At 70.3% G+C, this 25,666-nt stretch carries 21 protein-coding genes and 2 pseudogenes; 5 read left to right on the forward strand and 18 right to left on the reverse strand.

Annotated features, from left to right (window positions below):
- The first annotated feature begins 5 nt into the window (after positions 1-5).
- Positions 6-1,583, forward strand: coding sequence for a DUF4139 domain-containing protein (locus CES90_RS28925; RefSeq protein WP_189783508.1), 1,578 nt, complete (start codon positions 6-8; stop codon positions 1,581-1,583).
- 214 nt (positions 1,584-1,797) lie between these two features.
- Positions 1,798-2,499 carry a CPBP family intramembrane glutamic endopeptidase gene (locus CES90_RS28930; protein WP_189783507.1) on the forward strand — a complete coding sequence of 234 codons (702 nt, stop codon included), beginning with the start codon at positions 1,798-1,800 and terminating at the stop codon, positions 2,497-2,499.
- A 181-nt stretch (positions 2,500-2,680) separates the two neighbouring features.
- Here CES90_RS28930 and CES90_RS28935 read toward each other — a convergent pair whose 3' ends face one another.
- The 16 genes from CES90_RS28935 to CES90_RS29010 form a co-directional block, all read right to left on the reverse strand.
- Complete coding sequence (locus CES90_RS28935; protein WP_189783506.1) at positions 2,681-3,442, reverse strand: hypothetical protein; 762 nt, start codon at positions 3,440-3,442, stop codon at positions 2,681-2,683.
- A gap of 47 nt (positions 3,443-3,489) precedes the next feature.
- The gene (locus CES90_RS28940; RefSeq protein ID WP_189783622.1) at positions 3,490-3,993 is read right to left on the reverse strand and encodes a hypothetical protein; all 504 of its coding nucleotides are present in this window, start codon (positions 3,991-3,993) and stop codon (positions 3,490-3,492) included.
- Positions 3,994-4,073: 80 nt separating this feature from the next.
- A complete protein-coding gene (locus tag CES90_RS28945; RefSeq protein WP_189783505.1) occupies positions 4,074-5,351 on the reverse strand; it encodes an MCE family protein in 1,278 nt (425 codons plus the stop codon).
- Positions 5,348-6,646: an MCE family protein gene (locus CES90_RS28950; protein WP_229913872.1), complete on the reverse strand. Its 1,299-nt coding sequence runs from the start codon at positions 6,644-6,646 to the stop codon at positions 5,348-5,350. The genes CES90_RS28945 and CES90_RS28950 overlap by 4 nt, the downstream gene beginning before the upstream one ends.
- The gene (locus CES90_RS28955) at positions 6,643-7,776 is read right to left on the reverse strand and encodes an MCE family protein (protein ID WP_189783504.1); all 1,134 of its coding nucleotides are present in this window, start codon (positions 7,774-7,776) and stop codon (positions 6,643-6,645) included. Before CES90_RS28955 ends, CES90_RS28950 begins: the two co-directional genes overlap by 4 nt.
- Complete coding sequence (locus CES90_RS28960) at positions 7,773-8,876, reverse strand: MCE family protein (protein WP_373313355.1); 1,104 nt, start codon at positions 8,874-8,876, stop codon at positions 7,773-7,775. Before CES90_RS28960 ends, CES90_RS28955 begins: the two co-directional genes overlap by 4 nt.
- On the reverse strand, positions 8,873-9,910 hold the full coding sequence (locus tag CES90_RS28965; protein ID WP_189783503.1) for an MCE family protein: 1,038 nt from the start codon (positions 9,908-9,910) through the stop codon (positions 8,873-8,875). The genes CES90_RS28960 and CES90_RS28965 overlap by 4 nt, the downstream gene beginning before the upstream one ends.
- The gene (locus CES90_RS28970) at positions 9,907-11,154 is read right to left on the reverse strand and encodes an MCE family protein (RefSeq protein WP_189783619.1); all 1,248 of its coding nucleotides are present in this window, start codon (positions 11,152-11,154) and stop codon (positions 9,907-9,909) included. Before CES90_RS28970 ends, CES90_RS28965 begins: the two co-directional genes overlap by 4 nt.
- Before the next feature lie 14 nt (positions 11,155-11,168).
- Entirely contained in the window at positions 11,169-11,993 is an 825-nt protein-coding gene (locus CES90_RS28975) for an MlaE family ABC transporter permease (protein ID WP_189783502.1), read from the reverse strand.
- Positions 11,994-12,004: 11 nt separating this feature from the next.
- Positions 12,005-12,775 (reverse strand): MlaE family ABC transporter permease, encoded by a 771-nt coding sequence (locus CES90_RS28980; protein WP_149823077.1) that lies wholly within the window; start codon positions 12,773-12,775, stop codon positions 12,005-12,007.
- Complete coding sequence (locus CES90_RS28985; protein WP_189783501.1) at positions 12,772-13,716, reverse strand: ABC transporter ATP-binding protein; 945 nt, start codon at positions 13,714-13,716, stop codon at positions 12,772-12,774. The genes CES90_RS28980 and CES90_RS28985 overlap by 4 nt, the downstream gene beginning before the upstream one ends.
- Positions 13,717-13,871: 155 nt before the next feature.
- Positions 13,872-14,966 carry a sigma-70 family RNA polymerase sigma factor gene (locus CES90_RS28990; protein WP_229913871.1) on the reverse strand — a complete coding sequence of 365 codons (1,095 nt, stop codon included), beginning with the start codon at positions 14,964-14,966 and terminating at the stop codon, positions 13,872-13,874.
- Between the two features lie 139 nt (positions 14,967-15,105).
- Positions 15,106-16,167 carry a lytic transglycosylase domain-containing protein gene (locus CES90_RS28995; protein WP_229913870.1) on the reverse strand — a complete coding sequence of 354 codons (1,062 nt, stop codon included), beginning with the start codon at positions 16,165-16,167 and terminating at the stop codon, positions 15,106-15,108.
- Between the two features lie 672 nt (positions 16,168-16,839).
- Positions 16,840-18,090 carry a hypothetical protein gene (locus CES90_RS29000; protein WP_189783499.1) on the reverse strand — a complete coding sequence of 417 codons (1,251 nt, stop codon included), beginning with the start codon at positions 18,088-18,090 and terminating at the stop codon, positions 16,840-16,842.
- A gap of 670 nt (positions 18,091-18,760) precedes the next feature.
- Positions 18,761-19,630, reverse strand: coding sequence for a DUF6924 domain-containing protein (locus CES90_RS29005; RefSeq protein ID WP_189783498.1), 870 nt, complete (start codon positions 19,628-19,630; stop codon positions 18,761-18,763).
- A gap of 83 nt (positions 19,631-19,713) precedes the next feature.
- A complete protein-coding gene (locus CES90_RS29010; protein WP_189783497.1) occupies positions 19,714-20,733 on the reverse strand; it encodes a NucA/NucB deoxyribonuclease domain-containing protein in 1,020 nt (339 codons plus the stop codon).
- 291 nt (positions 20,734-21,024) lie between these two features.
- Here CES90_RS29010 and CES90_RS50020 point away from each other — a divergent pair.
- Positions 21,025-21,288, forward strand: a pseudogene (locus CES90_RS50020) (glycoside hydrolase family 32 protein); the annotation flags it as partial.
- A gap of 15 nt (positions 21,289-21,303) precedes the next feature.
- Here the strand turns inward: CES90_RS50020 and CES90_RS51670 are convergent.
- On the reverse strand, positions 21,304-22,575 hold the full coding sequence (locus CES90_RS51670; protein WP_332836430.1) for a substrate-binding domain-containing protein: 1,272 nt from the start codon (positions 22,573-22,575) through the stop codon (positions 21,304-21,306).
- Between the two features lie 184 nt (positions 22,576-22,759).
- Between CES90_RS51670 and CES90_RS29020 the strand changes: the two genes are divergently transcribed.
- Positions 22,760-23,104: an alpha/beta hydrolase family protein gene (locus CES90_RS29020; protein WP_229913869.1), complete on the forward strand. Its 345-nt coding sequence runs from the start codon at positions 22,760-22,762 to the stop codon at positions 23,102-23,104.
- Positions 23,105-23,289: 185 nt separating this feature from the next.
- Positions 23,290-25,179, forward strand: a complete 1,890-nt coding sequence (locus CES90_RS29025; protein WP_189783618.1) for a propionyl-CoA synthetase — start codon at positions 23,290-23,292, stop codon at positions 25,177-25,179.
- Positions 25,180-25,315: 136 nt separating this feature from the next.
- Here CES90_RS29025 and CES90_RS29030 read toward each other — a convergent pair.
- Positions 25,316-25,648: pseudogene (locus tag CES90_RS29030) on the reverse strand (winged helix-turn-helix transcriptional regulator); the annotation flags it as partial.
- Positions 25,649-25,666 lie beyond the last annotated feature (18 nt).

The following is a 25,666-nucleotide window of genomic DNA, read 5'->3' on the forward strand; positions in this document are numbered from 1 at the left end:
ACGCCATGTCCACGGCCCCGAAGCCGATCGCCCTCCCTGTCATCGCCCTTCCTGTCACCGCCGTCACATGTCTCGAGGATCGCGCCCACATCGAGCGCGCCGCCGTGCTCGATCTGGAGGCCGGGGTCCAGCGGCTGCGTCTCGGCCCGGTCAGTGCGCTGGCCGTCGACCGGACCCTCCATGCGGAGCTGACCGCCGATCACCCGGCAACCGTGCTCGACGTGCGGATCGTCCGCACCTGGACGCCGCGCGGGCCGGGGCCGTCCACCGACGACGACTCCCCCCTGCGCCACCGCATACACGCCCTCGAAGAGGAGCGGCTGGCTCTGGGACAGCGACGCGACCGGCTGCATGCCCGCCTTGACCTGCTCGGCCGTCTCGCCGCCGATCTGCTGCGGGAGATCCGCGAAGGCGTCGGCTCCGGGGAGAGTGACCGGCCCCGCTGGGCCCGCGAACTGGACCGGGTGGACGGCGAGCGCGACGCGCACGGCGAGGAACTCCGCACCGTGGAGGCCCGGCTGGCCGCCCTCGCCGCCGAACTCGGCGAAGACCAGCGGGCCATGCAGCTCTCCGAGGAGGAGCCCGCCGAACTGGTCGGCCATGTCGAGTTGACCGTGGAGTCCGCGGTCGCCGGGCCGGTTGGGCTGCGCCTGAGCCACCTCACCCCGTGTGCGCTGTGGCGGCCCGCCTATCGGGCCGTGCTCGACGGAGACTCCCTGACGCTGGAGACCGACGCGATGGTCTGGCAGCGCACCGGTGAGGACTGGTCGGACGTACGGCTGACTCTGTCGACGGCCCGCTCCGCGTCGGCCACCGAACCGCCGCGGCTGGGCGAGGACCGGCTGACGCTCAAGGACCGCTCCGCAGCGGAGCGCCGCACGCTCGACGTCGAACTGCGCGAGGAGGAGATCGGGGACCTCGGCCCAGCCCCGGTGCTCGGCCTGCCCGGGGTGGACGACGGCGGCGAGGTGCGCGTGCTGAGATCCCCCGCGCCGGTCTCGGTGCCCGGAGACGGCCGCGCCCACCGGGTGCCGCTCTCCGTGTTCACCACAGCCGCGAGCAGCGAGTACGCCTGCTCACCCGAGGTGTCGCCGCTGGTCACCCAGGTGGTGCGGTTCGACAACCTGTCCGGCCACGCGCTGCTCGCCGGGCCCGTGGACCTGGTCCGAGACAGCGGATTCAGCGGCCGCGGCACGCTGGACTTCACCGCCCCCGGCGCCCCCGTCGAGCTGGCCTTCGGCAGCTGCGACGACTACAGGGTGACCCGGCATACCGAGGAGTCCCGCGACTCCGCCGGAATCACCCAGCGGAGCGTGGTCACCCGCACGGTCCGGCTGCACCTGTCCCGGTTCTCCGCCCCCGGGGAGCACGGCGAGCGGGTGGTCGTCCTTCGGGAGCGGATCCCGGTCTCCGAGGTCTCGGCGGTCGAGATACGCGTCCGTAAGGACTCATGCTCCCCGGCGCCCGACGTGGTCGACGCCGACGGCATCGCCCGCTGGGACGTCCCCCTGCCGCCCGGCAGCCGCCGCACAGTCACCCTGGTCTACGAGCTGTCCGCGAGCGCCAAGGTCACCGGGCTCTGAGACGCGGTCCGGTCCGGTCGTCTCGGCGCTCAGCCCGGGCGCGTCCGTGGCAACCCGCGACCTCGGGCGCGGCTTCGTCGCCGAGCCTCACGGCCGGCTCCTGCGAGCCGGCCGCTGCCAGGTGCTTGTGCCCAGAGGGTGACACGGAGGATGTTCGAACATTTCTTCGAGGTGCGGTGGCGGCCATGCCCTGACGCGGGATCCTGGAGGCAGGATGCGGATCGTGTGTGTCGTTGTCGTTCTGGTCGCCGCGAACCTGCTCAACAACTGGCTCGTGCGGGGCCCCTTCGCGTACGTGCTCACGTGTGTGACGGCGACGGCCGTACTGGTACTGATCGCCCGCTGGGACGGTCTGACCTTGGCCGATCTGGGGCTCGACGCAGCGGGTGTGCGCCGGGGACTGCGGTGGGCGCCCGTCCTGGCCGGTGCCGTCCTCGCCGTCTTCCTGCTCCTTCTCGCCGTTCCGGCCGGCCGAGAGGCGTTCCGGGACGCCAGGGCCGTCGACCTGTCCGCGGAGCAGCTGCTGTGGCGGGTGCTGGTGCGGGTCCCGTTCGGCACCGTGCTGCTGGAGGAGACCGCCTTCCGCGGTGTTCTGTGGGCCATGATCCGGCGCCGGCACGGAACGGCGTGGGCCACCGCCGTGTCGTCACTGCTCTTCGGTCTCTGGCATCTGCTGCCGTCCCGCGGACTCAACCGTTCCAACACCGCCGTGGCAACGGCTTTCGGAAGCAGTTCGGCAGACGTGGCACCGACCGTCATGGTGGCCGTCGTGGCCATGGTCGCCGCCGGGGTGATCCTGTGCGAGCTGCGGCGCCGTTCAGGCAGCCTGCTGGCTCCCGCGGCGCTGCACTGGGCGATCAACGGTTTCGGCTACGCGCTGGCATGGGCGGCGCCCAGGTGGTGGCTCGGCACTTGAACGGATGCTCCCGGGTGGCACTCCGGCTGAGCTGAGTCGGCGCCGGCGTCCAGGGCGTGTTGCGAAAGTCCCGTCGTCCGCCCGGAGGGCGGGTCGGGCGGCGTCTGGTGCGGACATCAGCCGCTGCCGCGGCGGGCGCGAGGCCGCCCTCCGGGCGACGACGGGAATGTGACGACAGACCCTAGAGCGCGTCCACGGCGCTCACCTTCCAGCCCTCGGAGGTGCGGGTGAGCGTCATCCGCACCCGGTTCAGATCCACGCGGGACTTCGTGACCTGGGTGCTCGTGGTGACCTGGTTGACGAACAGCAGCACCACGGCCTTGTCCGGTCCGGCCGACACGACGGACGCCGCGGGCAGGCCACCGCCCGAGGGTGCCGCCACCGTCGCCTTCACCACGCCGTGGTACTTCCTGGCGGTCGGTCCGACCACCTTCGTCGTGGTCCTTCCGTACTCGGTGCGGAAGGACCCGGTCAGATGGGTGCGGGCGCGGGCGAAGTCCCGGTCGAGATGCCGGTAGTCGTACGACAGGACGACGGGCGCCGCCTTCCGCGCGGCCGCGAGCGCCTCTCCCCGCGTCTGTTCCGCGCGCCTCCCCTCCCGGTACTGCCACCCGAGCACGGCGATGGCAACCAGACCTGCCACGAGCAGGACGCAGGACACCAGGGTGAGCAGCCGTCGCCAGGACCGTCGTACGGACGCGCTCTCCTCCGGCGCCGCCTTCTCGGATTCCGACGCCGGCTCCGGCGGGTCGTCCCACCCGTCACCGCTCGGAGCATCGATCACCACCGTGCGCCCGGAGTACCGCTCCTCGGCCCGTGGTGGTGCCTCGGCCACGAGGTGTTCCACACGTCGGGCGCGCTTGGCCGCCGCGCGGGCGGCCGCGGTCATGGTGCGGCGGGCGGGGGATCCGGCGCCGCGGCCTCGCGAGGTCGTGTTCGCCACGGTCTTTCTCCTCAACTCTGGTGCCTGTTCATACGGGAGGCCGGTCGTCAGCCAACGAACTCGACGTCGGACGTCAGCCAGTGGCCGTCCTTGAGCACGAGGTCGAGCTGGAGCCGGTACGTGCGCGCCTCTCCCTTGGGCACGGCGATGTTGGTCACCTTGCTGTCGGCGACGACCAGGACCCGGGCGGACCTGGCGTCGGACCGCACGATGCCCGCTTCGAGGACCTGTCCCTCGGACACGGACTTGTTCTCGGCGACCAGTTCGGTCAACTGCTCGGTCTGCGCGGCGAACTGCTCCTTGAAGTCGCCGGTGGCGCTCTTGAGCACGTTCCCGCTGTCCCGGTCGTAGTGGCGGTAGTCGAGCGAGGTGAAGTTCAGCGCCGACTGGCAGGCCGCCGCCAGGATGTCCTGCCGCCGCTGCTCGGCCGCGCGCTGCCCGGACAGCCCCACGGCCAGCCAGACCGACAACGCGGTCGTCAGGACGGTCGCGACGACGAGTACGGCGGACAGCGCCTTGCGGCGCCCCCGCTTCCCATCGGCGGCGTTCATGCCATCGGTCTCGGTGTTCATGCCATCGGTCTCGGTGTTCATGCCATCGGTCTCGGTGTTCATGCCATCGGTCTCGGCGTTCATGCCATCGGTCCGACGAGTAGCCATTGCCACGACTCCTTTCCGAAGACGGTCTGTTCGCCGCCCGTCGAGCCGATCTCGACGGGCCTCCCGTCCGGGCCGGTGGCGGTGCCCGTGTCCGGGTCGTACGGGGTGACGTACGCGGCCCGTTCGGCGCCGTACGAACCCGCCGACGCGCCGGGGGCGTTCTGCGCGCCGCGCACCGAGGTGTCGCTGCCGCGCGGCGCCGTGCAGCGGGCGTCGGTGTTCGCCGGGCGGGTGCCGGTGTCGGCGGGGTCGCGGCGCTGCGTCCCGCCGTACCCCTGGGTGCACGGCGGTGGGTCGTCGGCGCCGAGGACAAGGCCGAAGTGGGTGGTGCCGTCGCCCGGGATGACCGTGTAGCTGCCGGCGACGACGACCGGGAAGGTGACCAGGGCCTGTTCGACTCCGGGCAGCCGCGCCACGGTGACCTGGCCGCCGCTGATGAGGTTGGCCAGCAGGACCGGCAGATCCGGCCGGGTCGACTTCAGCAGGGAGTCGATCTCCTGCGCGGCGGGCGTCGCGTTGCCGATCAGCCGGCGCAGATCCCCGTCGCTCGACTTCAACTCGGCGGTGAGCGCCGCGAGATCGCGGGAGAACGACTTGATGGCCGAACCCTGGTCGGCCTGGGTCTTGAGCACCGTCCGCGAGTCCTCGATCAGTGAGATCGTCTCCGGGAGCGTGTCGGACGCCGCCTCGACGAGTTCGTTCCCCGAGTCCACGAGTCGGCTCAGCCGCGGCCCGGTACCGGAGAAGGCCTTGCCCAGTTCGTCGACGGTGGTGCGCAGATCGTCCTTGCCGACGGAGTTGACCAGCCGGTCGAGGCTGAGGACGAGGTCGGTGGTGGGCAGGGGCACCCGGGTGCGCTCGCGCGGTATCGGGCTGCCGTCGAGCAGGTACGGGCCGCCGGCCCGCCGGGGTTGCAGATCGACGTACTGCTCGCCCACCGCCGAACGGTTGGCGACCACCGCCAGGGTGTCGGCCGGGATACGGGGCGCGTCGTCCTCGATCTCCAGGTCCACCGACACCCCTCGGCCGGACAGCCGCAGTTCGCCCACCCGGCCCACCGGCACCCCTCGGTAGGTGACCTCGGCACCGGAGAAGATGCCCCCGGACGCCGCGAAGTCGGCCCGCACGGTGTAGCCGCGGTCGAGGACGTCGTCCACCAGGCCCGTGTACTCGGCGCCGACGTACGACACCCCGACGGCGGTGAGGGTGGCGAAGGCGAGCAGCTGGGCCTTGACCGTACGGGTGATCACGGCTGTATTCCCTTCAGCATGAGCTCGGCGAGCGCGAGGTCGATCCCCGCCGGGAGGCGGCCGGAGTCCGCCCGGGGGCCGTAGCCCGCGGTGCACACCGGCGGGCACAGCAGGTCGTCGCCGTCAGTGGGCGCCGAGGGTGCGACCGGAACCTCCGGGGTCTCGGGCAGCGGGGTCGGCGTCGGGACACCGGGCACGTCCGGGAGTTCCGGCACTTCCGGCAGGTCCGGGATGCCGGAACCGTCGTCCCCGTCATCGGAGCCGCCGGACTCGCCGGGCTTGTCCTTGACGTTGCCGTAGATGCCCGCCAGGTCGAGTTCGGCGGTGACCGCGAGGTTGACGTAGTCGCCCTTGACGGCGTCGACCACATTGCGCGGGAACGGGTAAGTGGTCAGCAGCTCAAGGGAGTTGGGCAGGTCGTCGCCGGCCTTGTTGAGCTGCTGCAGGATCGGCTTCAGCTGCTTGAGGTTGGCGACGGCGTCGTCCCGCGAGGCGTTCACGACCCGGGTGCCGGTCTTGCCCAGCTTCGACAGGGCGGTGAGCATCAGCGTCAGGTCGCGGCGCTGGTCGGCGAGGACCTTCAGCGCGGGCGGCAGCGTGTCGACGGCGTCGGCGATCGTCTTCTTCTCCTTCCTCAGCCGCTTGGCCAGCCGGTCGATGCCCTTGAGGGCGCGGACGATGTCCGCGCGCTGCCCGTCGAGGCCGCCGAGGAACGTGTCGAGTTCCGTGAGCAGGGACCTGACCCGGTTCTCGCGGCCCTCCAGGGCCTTGTTGAGCTCCACGGTGATCGTCTTGAGCTGGGCGACACCGCCGCCGTTGAGGAGCGCGGACAGGGCGGACAACACCTCCTCGATCTCCGGGTTGCGGCCGCTGCGGGACAGCGGGACGCGGTCGCCGTCGCGGAGCCGTCCGACGGGCGCGGCGCCGACCGGCGCGGACAGCGCCACGTACTTCTCGCCGAGCATGCTGGTCTGCCGGAGCTCGGCGACCGCGTTGGCGGGCAGCTTCACCGAGTCGGCGACGCGCAGCCGCACCCGGGCGTGCCAGCCGTCCAGCTCCACCTTCTCGACCGCGCCCACGGTGACGTTGTTGACCTTGACCGCCGACTGCGGCACCAGGTCCAGTACGTCCCTGAACTCGACCGTGACGTGGTAGGCGCGGCCGTCCGCCGCCGCTCCTCCGGGGAGCTGGACGTCGTACCAGCCGTTGAACCCGCAGCCCGACAGCAGCAGCGAACCGGCGGCCGTCCACACGACCGTCCGTCCCCCGCGCGGCACACTCATGAATCGGCTCATGCTCGGGCCTCCAGGATTCCGCCGAGCGTTCGGTCGACCGTGCCCGTCACCGCGGGGGCCGCCGGTACCTCGGGCAGGGAGTCGAAGAGTTTCTTCAGCTCCGCGCAGTCGGGGTTCTTGCCGCCCTCGTCCCCGGTCGTCTTCAGAAGGGAGCACAGGAGGGATGCCGGGTCCTGCGGCTCCTCGGGGTTGTTGCGGGTGTCGAGGGTGCCGGCGGAGGCGTTGTAGGCGTTCTGCAGGTTCGACAGACCCGTGGGGGCGACCTCCAACAGCTCCTCCAACGCGGCGCGTTGGGCGACGAGGACCTTGGTGACCTTGCTGAGGCCCCGCACGTTCGAGGTCAGTGACTTCTTGTTCTTCTTCACGAACTCCGACACGTCGCCAAGTGCCGCACCCAGGTGCTTCAACGCCGCCGCGAGATCCTCGCGCTCTCCGGCGAGCTGCTCCGCCACCTTGGTGAGGCTGTCGTTGAACGACCGCACGCGTCGGTCGTCGGCCGCCAGCGCGGCCGTGAACACCTGGAGGTTCTGTACGGTGCCGAACAGGTCGCCCCGCCCGTCGGACAGGGTGGTGACGGCCTGTGAGAGGTCCTCGACGGTCTGGTTGAGGTTCTCGCCCTGGCCTTCGAGGTTGTCCGCGCTCACGCCCAGCAGCCGCGACAGGGAGCCGTCCTTGTTCGCGCCCTTCGGACCGAGCGCCTCGGACGTGGTGTGCAGGCTGTCGAAGATCCGGTCCAGCTCGACGGGGACGGCCGTGCGCGACTCGGGAATGACGTCGCCGTCCCGCAGCACCGGGCCCTTGCGGTACACCGGCAGCAGTTGCACGTAACGGTCGCTGACCACCGAGGAGTTGATGATGGCGGCCTGGGCGTCGGCGGGCAGCTTGCGGCCCTCCTCGTACTCCAGCTCGACGCGCACCCGGTTGCCCTCCGGCGTGATCCGCTTGACCTCGCCGATGCGGATGCCGAGGACGCGGACGTCCGAGCCGGGGTAGATACCGACGGTGCGCGGGAAGTACGCCGTGACCCGGACGGTCCCGGGGCGCGGCCACAGCACGACGGCGAGCGCGGCGACGACCGCGAGCACGGTGAGCAGTACCAGGGTGCGCCGGGCGGACGAGCGCCTGGTCATCGTGAGCCTCCCGTACGTGGCACCACCGGGGCGGCGACCAGGTTCTGGACGTAGGAGTCGAACCAGCGGCCGTTGCCGAGGGTGTTGGTGAACACCCGGACGTAGGGCGCGAGCAGCTTGACGCTCCGGTCGAGGCTCGCCTGGTTGCGTTCGAGCATCCTGACGAAGGTGTTGAGGTTCTTGAGCGCGGGCCCGATCTCCTCGCGGTTGTCCTCGACCAGTCCGGAGAGCTCGATGCCCAGCAGGGCGGAACTCTTGAGCAGTTTGTGGATCGCCGTGCGCCGCTTGCTGATCTCCTTGAACAGCTTGTCGCCGTCCTTCACCAGCGTGGAGAAGTCCTTGGAGTGCTCGGCCAGCACCCCGGTGACTCCGTTCGCGTGGTCGAGGAGCTCGCGCAGCGCCTTGTCGCGCGAGGCCACGGTCCGGGAGATCCGTGACAGTCCCTTGATGGACGCCCGCACCTCCGGGGGCGAGTCCTGGAAGGTGGTGGAGATCGTGTCCAGCGCCTTCGCGAGCTGCTCCGTGTCGACCTCCTCCGTCGTGGTGGTCAGATCGCTGAACGCCTGCACGACGTCGTACGCGGACACCGTCCGCCGCAGCGGGATCTCGCTGCCCGCCTTCAGTTGGCCCGGCCCCTTCGGGTGCAGCGCGAGGTACTTCGCGCCGAGGATCGTCTTGACCCGGATCGAGGCACCGGTCTCGGTGCCGAAGTCCGGGTCGTCCTTGACCTTGAAGGTCACCTTGACGTGGTCGCCGTCCAGATCGACGTCCTCGACCTTGCCGACCTTGACCCCGGCGATCCGCACCTCGTCGCCCGGCTTGAGTCCGCCCGCCTCGGAGAAGGCGGCGCTGTACGTCTCGCCGCCGCCGATGACCGGCAGGCTGTCGGCGTTGAACGCCGCCACGGTCAGCAGCGCGAGGGTGGTGAGCCCGACCGCGCCGACGACCACGGGGTTGCGGTCCCGGAACGGCTTCAGCCGCGGGCGGCCCGCCTTCCGGGGAAGCCTGATCCTCGGCAGCTTCGGTGGCAGTATGCGCACCTTCATCAGGGGCTCCGGGCGGCGGCGCCGCGTCCTGCGCGGCGCGATGCGGATCCTCATGCGCCGCACCTCGCCCGCGCCACGTGGAACTCGGGGGTGAGCACCTGCTTCGTCTTCGGCAGCACGATCCGGCCGTCGAAGTCGCAGAGGTAGAAGTTGAACCAGGAGCCGTAGGACGCCGTCCCCGTCAGCTCGGTGAGCTTGTTCGGCAGCCGCTTCAGCACGCCCTCCACGGTCTTCTCGTTCCTGTTCAGCGTTCCGGTGAGCTCACCCAGCTCGGCGATGTCGTCCTTCAGCGGCGGGCGGGCGTCGTGCAGGAGCCCCGATGTGGCCTCCGTGAGGTCGCCGATGCTCACCAGGGACTCCCCGATGGGCTTGCGGTCGGCGGACAGTCCGGAGATCACCCGCCGCAACTGCGTCAGCAGTCCGGAGAAACGGCCACCGCGCTCGTCGAGCGTCTTCAGTACGGAGTTGAGGTTGTCGATCACGGAGCCGATCAGCTCGTCGCGGTCGGCGAGCGTCGTGGTGAGTGAGGCCGTGTGCGCGAGCAGGCTGTTCACCGTGCCGCCCTCGCCCTGCAGGGTTTTGATGATCTCGGTGGCGAGCTGGTTGACGTCGCCTGGGCTGAGCGCGGCGAACAGCGGCTTGAAGCCGTTGAGCAGCGCGTTGAGGTCCAGCGCGGGCTGGGTCCTGGACAGCGGGATGGTGCCGCCGGGCCGCAGCCGGGTGCCGTTGCCGGCGCCCTCGGTGAGCGCGATGTACCGCTGTCCGACCAGGTTCCGGTAGCGGACGACCGCGCCGGTGCTGGTGAGCAGCGGGCGCTCCGCGGTGACCGTGAAGGTGACCTCGGCCAGTGTCCGGTCCTTGATCCGGATGCCCTCGACCTCGCCGACCCGCACGCCGGCCACGCGGATGTCGTCGCCCTCCTCCAGGCCGGTCACATCGCTGAACACAGCCCGGTACGTGTCCTTCGGCGCGAAGGACACGTTGACGATGGTGGCGGCGAGCAGAGCCGTCGCCAGGATCGTCACCAGCGCGAAGAGGCCGAACTTGACGAGCGGGGCGCCGGTTCGACGGGCTCCTGTGGTCCTCATGCGACGCTCACCGCCGTTCCCCGGGCCAGCGGGCCGAACAGCAGGGTCGCGACGGGCGGCACCTCGTCCGCCGGTACGCCCATGACGGGGGCCACGAGCGAGCCCACGGCCCGCTGCTCGGCATCGGTGGCGGACACGTCGACTCCTCCGGGCAGGGCGTCGCTCGAACGGCCGGACGACGTACCGTCATTGAGGTCGGTGTGGGGAGCGGGCACCTGCGGATTCGGCAGACCCCGGCAGTTCGGCCCGGACCGCTCGGCGTAACGCGGCTCCTCGCCGGGCTCGTATGCGGCCTGCGGGCGGACGACTTCGAGGGTGATCCGCATCCGGCCGCCCCGGAACGCCTCCTCGGACGCCTTCTCCTGCCGGACCAGGCCATCGAGGAGGCAGGGGTACTCGGGTGAGTAGCGGGCGAACAGCTGAAGGGTGGGGCGGGAGACCCGGCCCAGCGTGATCAGCCGGTCGCCGTTCGCGTCGAAGAAGTCCTCACCGGTGCCCGCGACGGTCGCGGTAGTGCGGAGCGCGGCGGCCAGCCGGTCCTTCTTCTCGACGATCGTGCGGCTGGTGGTGACCGTGTTGCGCAGGATCCGCATCAGGTCGGGCGCCGCGTCCCCGTACACCTCGGCGACATCGGCGAAGCGCGAGATGTCCTCCTTGAGGGACGGCAGATGCGGGTTGAGGCGGCGCAGATATGCCTCGACCCGGGTGAGGTTGTCGCCGATGCGGTCGCCGCGGCCCTCCAGCGCGGTGGCGAACGCCGAGAGCGTGGCGTTCAGTTCCCCGGGCTCGACCGTGCGCAGCAGCGGCAGCAGGTCGTTCAGCAACCGCTGCAGTTCCATGCCCACCTTCGTACGGTCCTGGGTGATGACGTCCCCGGCGCGGATGGGCCGGGCCGAGGAACCGCGCGGTGCCACGAGGTCGACGTACTTCTCGCCGAACAGCGTCTTGGGCAGCAGCCGCGCGTGCACGTCCGACGGGATGAACGCGACGTACTCCGGCTTGAGCGCGATGTCGAGGGTCGCCTTCTCGCCGTCCGCGCGCACCGCGCGCACCTCACCGACCAGCAGCCCGCGCAGCTTGACGTCGGCGCGCGGATCCAGCTGGTTGCCGAGGCTGCCCGCCTCCAGGGTGATGCGCACCACCGAGGTGAACGCCTGCTGGTAGACGGCCACGGCGAGCGACAGCAGCAGCGCGAGCACGGCGATGAAGGCGATGCCGTACAACCGAAGCCTCAGTACTCTCATTGCTCTCATCGACTTCACCCCGCGATCCGTACGGTCGTGTTGGCGCCCCAGATCGCGAGGCTCAGAAAGAAGTCCAGGACGTTGATGGCGACGATCGAGGTCCGCACCGCGCGGCCCACGGCGACGCCGACCCCGGCGGGCCCGCCGCTCGCGTAGTAGCCGTAGTAGCAGTGCACCAGGATGATCAGGACGGCGAAGACGATCACCTTGCCGAAGGACCACAGCACGTCGACCGGCGGCAGGTACTGGTGGAAGTAGTGGTCGTACGTGCCGGTCGACTGCCCGTAGTAGCCGGTGGTGATGGTGCGGGCGGCGAGGTAGGAGGACAGCAGGCCGATCACGTACAGCGGGATCACGGCGACGAAACCGGCGACCATCCTGGTGGTCACCAGGAACGGCAGCGAGGGCACGCCCATCACCTCCAGGGCGTCGGTCTCCTCACTGATCCGCATCGCTCCGAGCTGTGCGGTGAACCCGGCGCCGACCGTGGCGGACAGGGCGAGCCCGGCCACCAGCGGGGCGATCTCCCGGGTGTTGAAGTACGCCGACAGGAAGGCCACGAAGTTGGAGGTGCCGAGCTGGTTGAGGGCCGCGTAGCCCTGGAGGCCCACCTCGGTGCCCGTGAAGAACGACAGGAAGGCGATGACGCCGACCGTGCCGCCGACGACGGCCAGCGCCCCGCGCCCGAAGCTCACCTCGGCGAGCAGCCGCACGATCTCCTTCTTGTAGCGGCGCAGGGTGCGGCCCGTCCACGCGAGCGAGCGGCCGTAGAAGGAGAGCTGGGTGCCCAGCTCCTCCAGCGAGCGGAGCGGGCGGTCGAGGAGTCGTAGAGGTCGCATCGTCGGTTCCCTCAGCCCCTCTGCGGGACGACTTGGAAGTACACCGCCGTCATCACGAAGTTGGTCACGAACAGCAACATGAAGGTGATCACCACTGATTGGTTGACCGCGTCGCCGACACCCTTGGGGCCGCCCTTCGCGGTGAGCCCCTTGTACGAGGCGACGATCCCGGCGATCGCCCCGAACACCAGCGCCTTCACCTCTGCCGCCCACAGGTCGGAGAGCTGGGCGAGGGTCGTGAAGGACGCCAGATACGCGCCGGGCGTGCCGTTCTGGAGGATCACGTTGAAGAAATAACCGCCCGCGACGCCGACCACCGACACCAGGCCGTTGAGCAGCACGGCCACCACCATGGAGGCCAGGACGCGGGGTACGACCAGCCGGTGGATCGGGTCGATGCCGAGCACCTGCATGGCGTCGATCTCGTCGCGGATCTTGCGCGCCCCGAGGTCCGCGCAGATCGCCGTGCCGCCCGCGCCCGCGATCAGCAGTGCGGTGACGATCGGCGAGGCCTCCCGCAGGACGGCGAGGACGGAGGCGGCACCCGAGAAGGACTGGGCGCCGAGCTGCCGGGTCAGGCTGCCTATCTGGAGGGCGATGACGGCCCCGAAGGGGATCGACACGAGGGCCGTGGGCAGGATCGTGACGCTCGCGACGAACCACGCCTGCTGGATGAACTCCCGTGCCTGGAAGGGCCGTCGGGGTATGGTCCGCACGACATCCAGCGCCATCGCGAACAGGTTGCCCGAGTGCCGCAGCGCTCCGGTCGGTGACAGGCTCACGCTCCGGCCACCTCCCTCCGGTGCAGCTCGGATTCCCGTCGTGCGATGGCCTCCCAGCGGGGCGGCCTGGTGATGCCCGGACCCGGCAGCAGGCGGGGAGGCAGCTCCTGACTGCCGGGCGTCGTGGTGTGCTCGCCGTCGCCGAGCTGTGCCAGCTCCTGCTCGACCTGGGCGGCATCCTTCTCCTCCGCCATGCCGATCGGCCCCTGCATCCGGCCGCCCAGGAACTGGCGTACGACGGGCTCGTCGCTGGTCAGCAGCTTCTCGCGGGGGCCGAACATCACCAGCTCGCGCCGGAACAGCAGCCCGATGTTGTCCGGCACCTGGCGGGCCGAGGCGATGTCGTGCGTGACGATCAGGAAGGTGGCGTCGATCTGCGCGTTGAGGTCGACGATCAGCTGGTTGAGGTAGGCGACGCGTACGGGGTCGAGGCCCGAGTCGGGCTCGTCGAAGAGGATGATCTCGGGGTCCAGCACCAGGGCCCGTGCCAGCCCGGCCCGCTTGCGCATACCGCCGGAGATCTCGCCGGGCAGTTTCCCCTCGGCGCCGATCAGCCCGACCATGTCCATCTTCTCCAGCACGATGCGCCGGATCTGGCTCTCGGACTTCCGGGTGTGCTCGCGCAGCGGGAAGGCGATGTTGTCGTACAGGTTCATCGAGCCGAACAGCGCGCCGTCCTGGAACAGCACACCGAACAGCTTCCGTACCTCGTACAGGTCGTGCTCACGGAGCTTCGTGATGTCCCGCCCGGCGATCTTGACCGAGCCGCGTTCCGGCTTCAGCAGCCCGACGAGTGTCTTGAGGAACACCGACTTGCCCGTGCCCGAGGGGCCGAGCATGACCGATACCTCCCCGGCGGGCAGCGTCAGCGAGACGTCCTGCCAGATGACCTGGTGACCGAAGGACTTGGTCAGCCCTTCCACACAGATCTCGACACCCATCCGGTCCACCCTTCAGCCGTGGAGCAGCTCCGACATCTGCTCTACGGGGAGGGGCGGGGCGTCCGTCGCTACGAGGCCGAATTTTTCTGACGGGTTTGCGGGCGAGTTCGCGGACGACTGGGCAGGCGGCCTTGCCCGGCCTCTGACCTGCGCGTTTACGGGAGCTCGGTGGCGGCAGGGAGGGAGAGGGGAGCGGCCGGTGCGACAGACGTGTCCGGAACCGACGACACCGACGGCACTGGGGGGACGGCGGACTCGACCGGCACATCCGGCGCATCAGGCATGTCCGGCGCATCGGGCACGTCAAGAACATCTGGCACATCTGGAGCTTCGGGGATATTCGGTACGTCTGGTGCGTCCGGCAGCTCTGGCACGCCCGGCACCCCGGGCGCAGGCAGCCCCGGAAGCGGGGGCACCGAGGCATCGGGCAAGGCCGGCACGGACAGCGGCAGCACTGATGCGTCGTCGGCCGCGGATCCCGCCGGTCCGTCGCCGGGAGCCGCCGACGCGGGCGACGATTCGCGCGGCTCCGGCGCGCGCGCCCGGCCACCCCTGTCGGTCGTGAGCGCCTCCGAGGGCCCGGACACGGAGGGCCGCGGAGCCGGACCGTCCCCGCCCCCGTCGAGCGCGTACGGCAGCGCGAACCCCGCCACCGCCAGGGTCGCCGCCGTCGAGGCGACGGCCACGGCATGCGCTTTCCCGCCTCCCCGCGGCCGTCCGCGCCCGAGCAGGAACAGCACCACGCCGAGCGTCCCGGCCAGCGAGGCGCGCAGCGTCCGCCGGGCCCGGGCGAGCAGCGACTCGACGGTCCGGTAGCTCAGCCCCATCTCCATGGCGACCTGGCCGACGTCCAGGTCCTCGGACTTCAGCCGCAGCGCCTCCGCCTGCCGGGCGGGCAGCTCCCCGCTGCGCACGGCCAGCCACTTCGCCTCGGCCCGGTCGCACACCGCCTCGTCGACGGGCACCGGGCCCGGGGCGATCAGCGTGGGACTGGTGCGCACCACCTCGGCCTCGCGGTTGACCTGCCGGTACCGGTCGACGCACAGCCGCATGGTCACGGTCGTCAGCCAGGCGCCGAGGCGCTCGTCGTCGAGGTCCGGTCGCTCGGCGGCGCGCAGCATCGCCTCGTGCACGGCGTCCTCGGCGTCCTCCGGGCTCATCGACCTGCGCCGGGCCACCTTGAGCAACTGCTCGCGGTGGCTCCACATGCGCTGCCAACGGTCGTGGTCCGACTCTGTCCCAGCAGCCATGGCCGCCTCTGTCTCAGCAGGCATGTCCGTCGCCATGAGGGCCCCTTCGCGCTACTCCGCCGGTCTCGTGCCGTCCGGCGGGTGGCGACATTACCGCCCGGTATCCGCGGTTGTGGAGGGGGAGGGGCGCATCGTGTCCTCACCGTTGCTGGTCAGCACCGCCGCTGATCAGCGGGCCGGCACCGGGCAGCACGTCGTCGCCGGGCAGCTCAACGCCCGGATCGGGTACGGGGAGCGGCGGCTCCTCCGTCTCCTGCACTCCGCCCGCCGGACGGGACGGGGAGGGCGAGGGGGAGGGTGAGGCGGGCGGTGTGGACGGCGTAGGAGACGGGCTCGCGCCCGGGCGCTCGGACGGCTCCGGCGAGGGTTCGCGTGTGCTGCTCGGTCGCGAGGGCTCCGGTCGCACGGACGACCCGCCGCTCCGGTCCGGCACCACCCGATGCCCTTCCAGGAAGTACGCGTACCAGGCCCTGACCGTGCGCAGATAGGCCTCCGAGTGGTTGTAGCCGAGGATCGCCCGATCCAGGTCGGCCGGGTCGGAGAGGTCACGCCCGCCGGCGCACAGATAGCGCCCGGCGGCGAGCGCCGCGTCGAAGACGTTGTTCGGGTCGGCCCGTCCGTCGCCGTTGCCGTCCGCGCCCCAGTGGGCCCAGGTCGACGGGATGAACTGCATCGGGCCGACCGCCCGGTCGTATGCCGTGTCCCCGTCGTACCGGCCGCCGTCGGTGTCCCGGATGACCGCGAAGGCGCCGCCGTTCAGCCGGGGGCCGAGGATCGGTGTCACGGCCGTGCCGTCCGAGGTCACCCGGCCGCCGCGCGCCTGCCCCGACTCCACCTGGCCGATGGCGGCCAGCAGCTGCCACTTCAGCCGGCATCCCGGTGCGGTGCCCGCGAGCTCCGACTCGGCACGCCGGTACGCGGCGAACACGGTAGCGGGCAGTGCACCGCCGACCGGCCCCGCCGCCGTGTCCTCGTCGGACTTCCCGGCCCGCAGTGGCGGAAGCTGGGTGCGGTACGGGGCGTCGCCGGACACACTCGGCCCGTGCTCGGCGCGCGCCGCGGTCCGCGCCGGCTCCGCGGCCTGCGCCGAGGTCCCCGGCGCCTGGGAGGCGGTCAGCGCGGCCATCGCCGCCGCCGCGATCGCCGTGCATCTGGTCCCTCTGAGTGCCCCTCTCGCCGTACCGACCGTCCTGAACACCATGCGCACCGCCACCTCGCGGCCCCTCCCTGTGCGGATTCCGTCCTCTGCTCTACGCGGACGGTCGGCACGTCCGTCGCCGGAGGAGGCGCCTGCGGGAGAGACCGGCCGGTGACGGTCAGAGCGTCGGGCCCGCGGCGAGCTCCCGCTTGAGGATCTTTCCGGTCGCGGTCCGTGACCTGGCTGTCACTGCTGGAGACGTCAATGAGCCGGTTGTAGCGACAGTGGTCCTGGTCGGGCGCCAGATCGAGATGATTCTGTCGGCAGGCGGTACGTAACTGAGCGCGGGCCCGGTGGAGTTTCACACGCGCGGTGTCCAGATCCAGTCCGGCGTACGAGGCGGCCGCGGCGAGGTCCTCCGCCTCGACTTCGGTGTGCCACAGCAACACCTGCTGCTGTGCTGGAAGCTGCCGGAAGCCATCACGGAGCAGACTCCGGTCGTGCCGCCGGACGATCGCCGGTGGCTCCTGCCTGTCCGGACCGGTGCGCAGGCCCTCCCGCAGGCCGGAGCACCGCTCGTCGGCATCCCACTCCTGGGCGGTCTCCACGACAGCGCAGAGCAGATGGCAGCGCCATGGGCCGACCAGCCCGGCCACGCTGCCGAGCCGCCGCCGGAATACCTCTCGCGCGAGTGCGTTGGCGGCCTGGGGGGATGTCTTGTTCAGGCCGGCCGGATCAACGCGGGCCGGACAGGACGTGAGCGGTGCTGGGGACACTCTTGGTGGATGCGGCCTTGGCCTTCTTTGGAGTGGCGGTGACCACGGCAGCGCCGTCCTTGCAGTGATCGGCCTTCTCCGCCGCCGTCATGGGGCGGGAGACCCAGTCGACGACACCCATCTCGTGCGGGACGGGACCGGTGGCGACGAAGTCACGGACGTACCAGATGTAGTGGCCCCATTTGCGGTCCTTGTACGTCACCGTGTACTCACCCCCCGCAGTCTGCATCTTGGTGTTTCGGTTGACCCAGCCGACCTCCCCGGCCGGGACGGTGAGGTCCGTCTCGTCGGAGACCCTGCTCTCCCAGGTCCACTCGTGGCCGTAAGTGGTCTTGAAGCTGAGGCTGTACTCCCCGCCGACCAGGGCATTTCCGATCTTGTAACTGGCTCCCAGCTCGACGCTGAGCGAGTTCTTGCCGCCGGTCGCGTCCGTCCAGGTCATCTTCTTCACCTGCTCGATACTCGTGCAGTTGTACGCGCGGGCCACCTCGTGTGCCCCGCCGTAGCTGTAGGTGACGTCGCCCTTGTGCTCGAACTTGCAGGTCGCGATCTTCTCGTCGCAGTCCGCAAAGAGCTGGGCGGCAGTCGGTGCTTCCGCGTAGCTCCACTGGATGGAGCTGGTGCGGTTGTCCACACCGTCCCCGACCGAGAGCTGACCGCCGATCTGCCAGCTGGTGGAGTCGCCCTTCAGCCCGGGGTCGGCGAAGTGCCGGGCCTGGCAGTCGTTGAAGGTCTGGTACGAGCTGATGGCGTCGTTGAACTCGGCGGGCACCTGGTCGACCTGGAAGCCCGGCTCGTCAGGGGTGCACTTGCTCTCGGCGGTGAAACTCATGGACTTGCCCGCGTGGTTCGCGTCCAGGTACTCGGTACCGATGACGACGGACGACTCCTCGTCCGACTCCTCATCGGCCCGCAGCTCGGCGGCGGTGCCCGCAACGTCGATCTTCTTCCGGAAGGCCGGGTTGGCGACGGCCTTGCGGACGTCCAGCGGAGCGTCCTTGACCCGGCCGTCGGTGGCTGCCGCGATGGCCGCCCGATAAGTCGGGAAACATTGCACGGGACCGCCGGATATATCGACGGTGCAATGTGATCCGGGCGCCTCCGAACCGGGCTCGGTGCTGGTCGCCAACGCCGTGATCGGCACGGTCAGGGCCAGCACACTGGTGCCCGCCGCCGCAAAGATCACGGTCTTCTTGGAACGGCTCTTCATCCGGTGCTTCATCTGCGGTTTGCCTCTTCGGGGCCAGGGGATCACCGGCCAGCCGCACGAGCAATGACTGGGCCAGTGCTTACGGGCAGGGACGCTAGTTCAGCGAATCGCGAGGCTTCTGGGGCTTGAGGGAAATCTGAGGTGCCTGGTACCGAGTCTGCGCGTCATCAGCCTGGGTGGCGTCGCCGAGAAGAGCCTTCGCGATGAGGATCCGCTGTCGTACCGGGCATCGGGGCTGCGGATCGAACAGGGTTCGTCGGCGCAGCTGCATGCCAGGCGATCGGCGCCATCCGCCCCGGCGGGCACATGTGTTCCTCGCCGGCATCCACAGCGAATGGCGGCCCAACCCCGGTGCGCCGGTTCCTGCCCGACCTGGTCCGGCTCATCTGGGACCGCAAGATCGACCCGGGCAGGGTCTTCGTCCTCACCCTCTGACTCGCGCCTCGCACGCCCTTGGCCCGCCCCCAACAGAGCGGGGCGGGCCAAGGGGCTACCCCAGCCAAGTCGGGCATGCTCCTGGAGCCCTGAAGCGCCGTCAGAGGGTCAGTGTTCGACCGACGCCGAGAACGGTGAATAGGAGGCGTGAAAAGAGGAAACACTCCGCCGGGCGCGGCCGGCGTGAACAGGCCGCGGGAAGGCCCGGCCGGCCACTCGCGGCGCACCAGCACTGTCAGTAGTGCTCTTCCCGGTAGATGCCGTCGGCATCGACACCACGGCCCCACTCACCGAAGTCCGTGTTCGCCAGCTCCATGTTGACGACGAAGGAGCCGGCCGCCGCGAGGGTGATCCTGAACGGGTCGTCGTCATCGTCGGGCAAGTTGTTCACGGCCAGCAGCGGGAGCTCCGCGGAGGCCAGTGCCCGCTCGTCGGCGATCAGGACGAGGGTGCTGTCGGGCCAGTCCTCGTCATCGCGCCCGATACGTGCCTGGATCTGATCCGCCGTGAAGCCCGCGTAGGCGCGGTTGTCGATGACGGTGATCGACTCGTAGTGCTCCGAGCCTCCTTCGAGGGCCTGGAGCAGGCGTGCCCACTCATCCGGCTGCTCGAACGACGTCCGCACCAGGAGCGGACCGGCCGCCTCCTCGATCATGGAGGAGGGCGGCTCGGGCTCGACCCCCGTACGCTCGCCGGGGATGACCTGGATGAGGAAGCGGGGCCTCTTGCCGTCCGACGACCGGTCACTGGCATGGACGCGCATCAGATAGGGGCCGGCTCCCGCAGTGGCGAGATTCTCCTTGCGCAGAGGCTCGTATCCGCTGTCGCACAGGGCGAGGAAGCCGGTCGTGGAGACCACGGTGATCTCTTCGACCTCGTCCCAGCCGCTCTCCGCACCCGGGTCCTCTCCGGCGTAGAGGGTGACGATGGGGTTCTCCAGAGCGCTTCCGGCATCGATGTGCAGCCAGTCCCTCTCGGCCGCCAGGAACCCGCGTCCGCGCGGCGGCTTGCCGGCGTCGGGGTCCATGACGGCCAGGTCGCCCCACTCCTTCAACTTGAGCGGCCGGGTGCGGCCGTCAAGGAGCGGCCAGTTGGAACGCTGCATGGAGAACCCCCATCATGCTTGCTGTGCCCGCCGGTTACGTCTCGGAAGGGTAGACGGGAACTGCGGCAGGCTCGTTGTGTGCCTTACTTGATACGGACGTAGTAGCCGTCGCCGTTGAGGACGCGCTGGGACTTGTAGAACCCGCCGAGGCGGGCGCCGGCGCTGCGGTTGTCACTGGCGGAGATGATGCGGGTGCTGCCGCGGGCCGGGTTGCCGCCCTCCTTGCTGGCGGCGAACGGGTACTCGTCGCAGTCGTACTTCTTGGGGTCGGGGTTGTGCACCTTCCCGCACATGGCCTTGCGGTTGGCGTTGATGGTCTTCTCGCTGGTGATGCGGTGCAGCGGAGTGGAAGCGCCCGGGTGACCGGCGATCTTGTGCTGGGCGTCGAGGATGTGGTTGGCGGACTGCTTCACCTTCGCGTCGCTGCGGGAGAGGGTGAAGACGGGAGAAGCGCCCGGGAAGACGCAGCCGGGGTTCTTGGTGCGCTTCTTGGGGCCCCAGAACGTGTCGTCACAGCGGTACTTGGCGGACTTGTAGGTGAAGCCGCCCATCGTGTAGCCGGGCTTGGTGAAGGTGAACCGGTAGGAGGCGGGGCCGGCGAGCTGCTTCTTCTTCGCGACCCTGGCTGCGTAGCCGACGGTTCCCTTGCGGGCCGGTCCGAGGGTGGAGCCCTGCGGGAACTTGACGGCGGTCTTGACGCCCTTGCCGCCGCCGACAGAAACGTTCATGCGTATGCCGCCGGCGTTGACGAGCTTGGCCTTGCCGACGGTGAAGCTCTCTGCCCACTTCAGCTTGTTGGTCTTCAGCGTCATGGAGTGCTTGATGTCGAAGGTGGCGGAGCCGACCGGCTTGCCGTTCCTGCGCACGTCGACGCGGGCGTCGACGTGCAGACACATGCTGGTGCGGGTGACGGTGATGGTGTTGATCTTGCAGCTCGCGGCGGCGGCCGTGTTGGCGTAGACGGTCTTGACGGCCGGGGCCTGGGCGACGGTGAGGCTGTACTTCGCCGGTGCGGCCTGCGCGGTCGCGGCGCTGACACCGGTGAGGAGGAGCGTGCCGAGAGCGGCACCTATGACGGCTTTTCTGGGCGCGCTGATGCGCATGGGTGTGCGTCCCCTCGTTGATGGAGGGACGGCATCGCGTCGAGGCTGCCGTCCGTGAGGCGAGCACGTTATGCGCTTCAACTGCGTTGGCTCTATTGGCTATTGAGGCACTGCCTGTTGGGGTACTGCCCGTTGGGACAGGTCGGGTTTCGGTCGGAAGCGGTGACGGTAAGGAGCGCGAGGAAGGAGCCCGCTCGGCGACTCGGCGGCCAGGAACACCGGGCTGTCGGGCGATCACGCCGGGCGCTGCGCTGCGAGGCCTCCTCGGAGGTGGGTTTCGAACCCAACGGGGAGTCACGCCCGCGCGAGGAGGTGGACCGCGCGGGCTGGTCCGGAGTTCTCACGGCACCACGTGTGGTGGACACCCATGAGGACGGCACGCTGCGGGTCATACCGGCCGCGGAGCTCGAACTGCTGCGAGCGGCCGTCCCGTTCACGGCCGCACCCGGACCGCACCAGCCACTCCCCCTCGCGTACGACCTGCTGGTGACCGCCCGCCCGGCGGCGACGTTGAATCTGCTGCGGGCCGGGTCCGGAGCCGAACTGACGCATCGGCCGCCCGGCCTGGCGTCAGGGCCTTCGGCCCGCGCCGTCCGAAAGCCCGCCGGAGCTTTCCTGCTCGCTGTGGTGAGCGGGTGGCGGGGCTGTGGTTCCTCGTGGGATGAGGTGGGTGGGCAGGACGATGTGCCGGGCGCGGTCGGCGTCGGGGTCGTTGATGAGTTCCAGGGCCAGTTCGGCGGCGGCTCGGCCCATGTCGGAGGGGGACTGGGCGACGGTGGACAGGTCGAGCCACTCGGCCATCAGCTGGTCGTCGAAGCCGAGGACGGAGATGCGCTGGGGCACCTCGATCTGCACGGTGCGCAGGGTGGAGATGACGGAGGCGGCCAGTTCGTCCTGCTCGGCGAAGACCGCTGTGGGTGGTTCACGCAGGCTCAGCAGGTTGCCGACCACCCGGGTGGTGCCGCCACCGCCGCCTCGTACTGGGCCCAGGCCGACCGCATCGCCGCCGGTCAGGACGACCCCGAGGTCCGCAGCAAGGCCCGCGCCGGCACCGGCCTCTCCGCTCTCGCCGACGGCGACCTCGATGCCGCCGAGGACCGTTTCCACGCCGCCCTCGACTACGCCCTCCAGGACCACGGCTCGCCCTGGACCGCCTCCCTCACCCACGTCTGGCTCGGCACGGTGCACCTGCTCCGCGGCGCACCCGCGACCGCCGTACCCGAGATCGAACGCGGCCTCCGCCTCGCCCGCACCCGAGGCGACCGGCTGTCGACGTACGTCGCCCTCTACAACCTCTCCCAAGCCGCCCTCGCCCTCGGCGACCATCCCCTCGCCCGCCGGCACGTCGAGGAGGGCATCATCCTCTCCCAGGAGACCCGCGACCTGGCCAACCTCGCCTATTTCGTCGAGACGCTGGCGGTCATCGAGTCGCAGGAAGGCGACCACATCCGCGTCGCCACTCTTCTCGGGGCCACGACCGGTCTCCGCGAGACGGTCGGCGCCGACGTCTACGCGTACTACCACCCCGACCAGAGCCTGCGGGCCGCGGCCGAGGAGTCGGCACGGGCCGTGCTGGGCGACGACGCCCACGACGAAGCGGTGGACGCCGGCCGGACACTCGACGCGCGGGCGGTCGCGGAGCTCGCCCTGCGCAACACCGGCGGCCGCCATCGGCAGCCGGCCCGCCTCGGAGACTCTCGACGGGTCACCTCGTAGGCAGGTCCTACGGCAGCAACCGCCAAGCGCAGCTGGTACGTCGGCGCACTGACGGTGTTCCCGCCGCGTGTGCTCAGCCGGTCTCCCACCGGCCCCCGGCTCTGGGGTCCCGCACACGCGACGCATCTGCGCCGTCCTGCCCCCCTGTCTGGCCCCTGGATCTTGGCTGCGCGCCACAAGGCAACCGCCCCTGTTGAGGCCCGCAACTCTCTTGACCACCTGCTCCGCCGCAGGTCAGAGCCGTCAACGTGCTCCCGAGAGCCGCGGAACATCGGCAGCACGGACACTCGATCGGCGCCCCCTCACCGTGATGCTGCCGCTGCGTCTGCTCGCGAAGGGCGAGGCGACCCCGGGCGCGATCGTCAGCGTCCCGCCGTGGACCGACCTCACCCTCCAGAACGCGTCGGTGGACGAGAACGAGGACAACGACAAGATGCTCAGCAGGAACACCCTGGAGCTCTTCCGGGCATCCTGGCTGCAGGAGCCCAAAGTGGACCTCGCCGCTCCCGAGATCAGCCTCGTGAACGCCGACCTGACGGTCCACCCGCTGCCCGAGGGACAGCACTCGTTCATCCTGGGCGCGGGACGCGTACCCGAGGTCGACCAGACCATCCAGCAGATGGGCCAGTGGCTGCGCCGGCACCTCGGTACCTGAGCGGGAGCTGAATGCGATGACGGGGCCTGCCGAGCAGGCCCCGCTGCACCACCGCCAGGCCGGTGACCGGGCCACCGGTCTCCGGCATCCTGCTCGACCAGGTCGGCCGGCATGCGGTACTTGTGTCCGACACCGTCCTGCACGCCGCCACACGTCTGTCCCTCGATGCCACGAAGGAGTACACGATGGGAACGTACGAGGATGTCTTCCGCGCCAGCACCGAAGACCCGGAGGGCTTCTGGCTGAAGGCGGCGGAGGCCATCGACTGGGATGTCACTCCACGACGCGCCCTGGACTCCTCGGGCGCACCCTTCTACCGCTGGTTTCCCGACGGGCGGCTCAACGTCTGCTTCAACGCGCTGGACCGGCACGTCGACGCCGGCCGCGCCCAACAGCCCGCGCTGATCTACGACTCACCGGTGACCGACACCCGGCGTACCTACACCTACGCGCAGCTGAGGGACGAGGTTGCGGCCTTCGCCGGGGCACTCGCGCAGCTCGGCGTGGGGCACGGCGACCGTGTGGTCATCTACATGCCGATGGTCCCGGAGGCCGCGATCGCGATGCTGGCCTGCGCGCGTATCGGCGCGATCCACTCGGTCGTCTTCGGCGGGTTCGCCCCGCGCGAACTCGCCCTCCGTATCGATGACGCGGCCCCCAAGGTGGTCGTCTCCGCCTCCTGCGGCATCGAGGGCAAGCGTGTCATCGCGTACAAGCCCTTACTCGACCAGGCCATCGAACTCGCGGCCCACAAGCCGCAGAAGAGCGTGATCCTGCAACGCCCCCAGGAGCCTGCCGAGTTGGGGCCCGACGATCTCGACTGGGCCGACCTGGTCGCCGGCGCACCGCCGGCCGACTGCGTTCCCGTCCCTGCCACGGACCCCCTCTACATCCTCTACACGTCCGGAACGACCGGAAAACCCAAGGGAGTCGTGCGTGACTGCGGCGGCTACGCGGTCGCCCTCCACTGGTCGATGGGCGCCGTCTACGACGTGGGCCCGGGCGAGACGATGTTCACCGGCTCGGACGTCGGCTGGGTCGTCGGGCACTCATACATCGTCTACGCGCCCCTGCTGGCCGGCGCCACGACGGTCCTGTACGAGGGCAAGCCGGTGGGCACCCCGGACGCGGGACAGTTCTGGCGCGTCGCCGCCGAGCACCGGGTCAAGACCATGTTCACCGCGCCCACCGCCTTCCGGGCCATCCGCAAGGAGGACCCGCTCGGAACGCTCACCTCGGGCTACGACCTGACCGGCCTGCGCCACCTCTTCCTCGCCGGCGAGCGCCTCGACCCCGAGACCTATCACTGGGCGAGTGATCTTCTGGGCATCCCGGTGATCGACCACTGGTGGCAGACCGAGACCGGCTGGCCCATCGTCGCCAACCCGATGGGCCTAGAGGCCGCTCCCCTCAAACCCGGGTCCCCCACCCGCCCGCTGCCCGGCTGGGACGTCCGCGTCCTTGACCCTTCGGGCGCTCCGGTGCCCGCGGGCGTCGACGGCGCGATCGTCGTGAAGCTGCCACTGCCGCCCGGCGCACTCCCCACTCTCTGGGACGACGACGACCGCTACGTCGCCTCCTACCTCTCCGCCTACGACGGCTACTACCTCACCGGCGACAGCGGCCACATCGACGACGACGGCTACGTCTTCGTCATGGGCCGCACCGACGATGTCATCAACGTCGCCGGCCACCGACTGTCCACGGGCAGCATGGAAGAGGCCCTGGCCGCCCACCCCGACGTCGCCGAATGCGCTGTCATCGGCGTGGCCGACTCTCTGAAGGGGCAAGTGCCGCGCGGCTTCGTCGTCCTGAAAGCGGGGACCGACCGCGAACCGGGCGAGGTCGAGGCCGAGCTCGTCCAGCTCGTACGCGAACGCATCGGCGCGGTCGCCTCCCTCAAGGACGTCGCGGTCGTGGCCGCCCTGCCCAAGACCCGCTCGGGAAAGATCCTCCGCAAGACGATGCGCGGCATCGCCGACGGCCACGACGAGCCCATCCCCTCCACGGTGGACGACCCCGGCGTCATCGAGATCCTGCGCCCTGTCCTGCGCCGCGCCGACCACACCCCCTGAACGGTCGGCTCTCCAAGTGGCCGACGGTGGGTCACCCCGCCCACCGGGCTCCATGGGGCATGCCCGCCCGGAAAGGCGGACACCGGGCCGAATGGCGCCAGACGTCGAGCCCCGGCTGCGGTCTCATGCTGACGGCTTACGACCGAAGCCGGGCACCGGGTCCCAGCCGGGCGGTGACCTGCCCAGGGGTGAGGGTGGAGTGCCCTTCGGAGCACTCGACGACGACGCGGACCGAGGCGTCGCAGTCGGTGTGGCGAACGTCCAGTACGGGGCCCTCGGAGTCGAGGGCGTACGCCTCGCCCCACTGGCTCAGCGCCATCAGGACGGGCCACAGGTCCCAGCCCTTGCGGGTCGGGCGGTACCCGTTGCGGGAGCGGCTGCCCGGCTCCTGGTAGGGGACGGTCTTCAGGATGCCGGCCGCGATAAGCTTCAGGAGGCGGTCGCTGAGGACGGCCTCGGACAGGCCGATGCACCCCCGCTGATACGT

Origin of the sequence: Streptomyces capitiformicae (genome assembly GCF_002214185.1) — a bacterium.
In the GTDB taxonomy this organism is placed as follows: Bacteria; Actinomycetota; Actinomycetes; order Streptomycetales; family Streptomycetaceae; genus Streptomyces; species Streptomyces capitiformicae.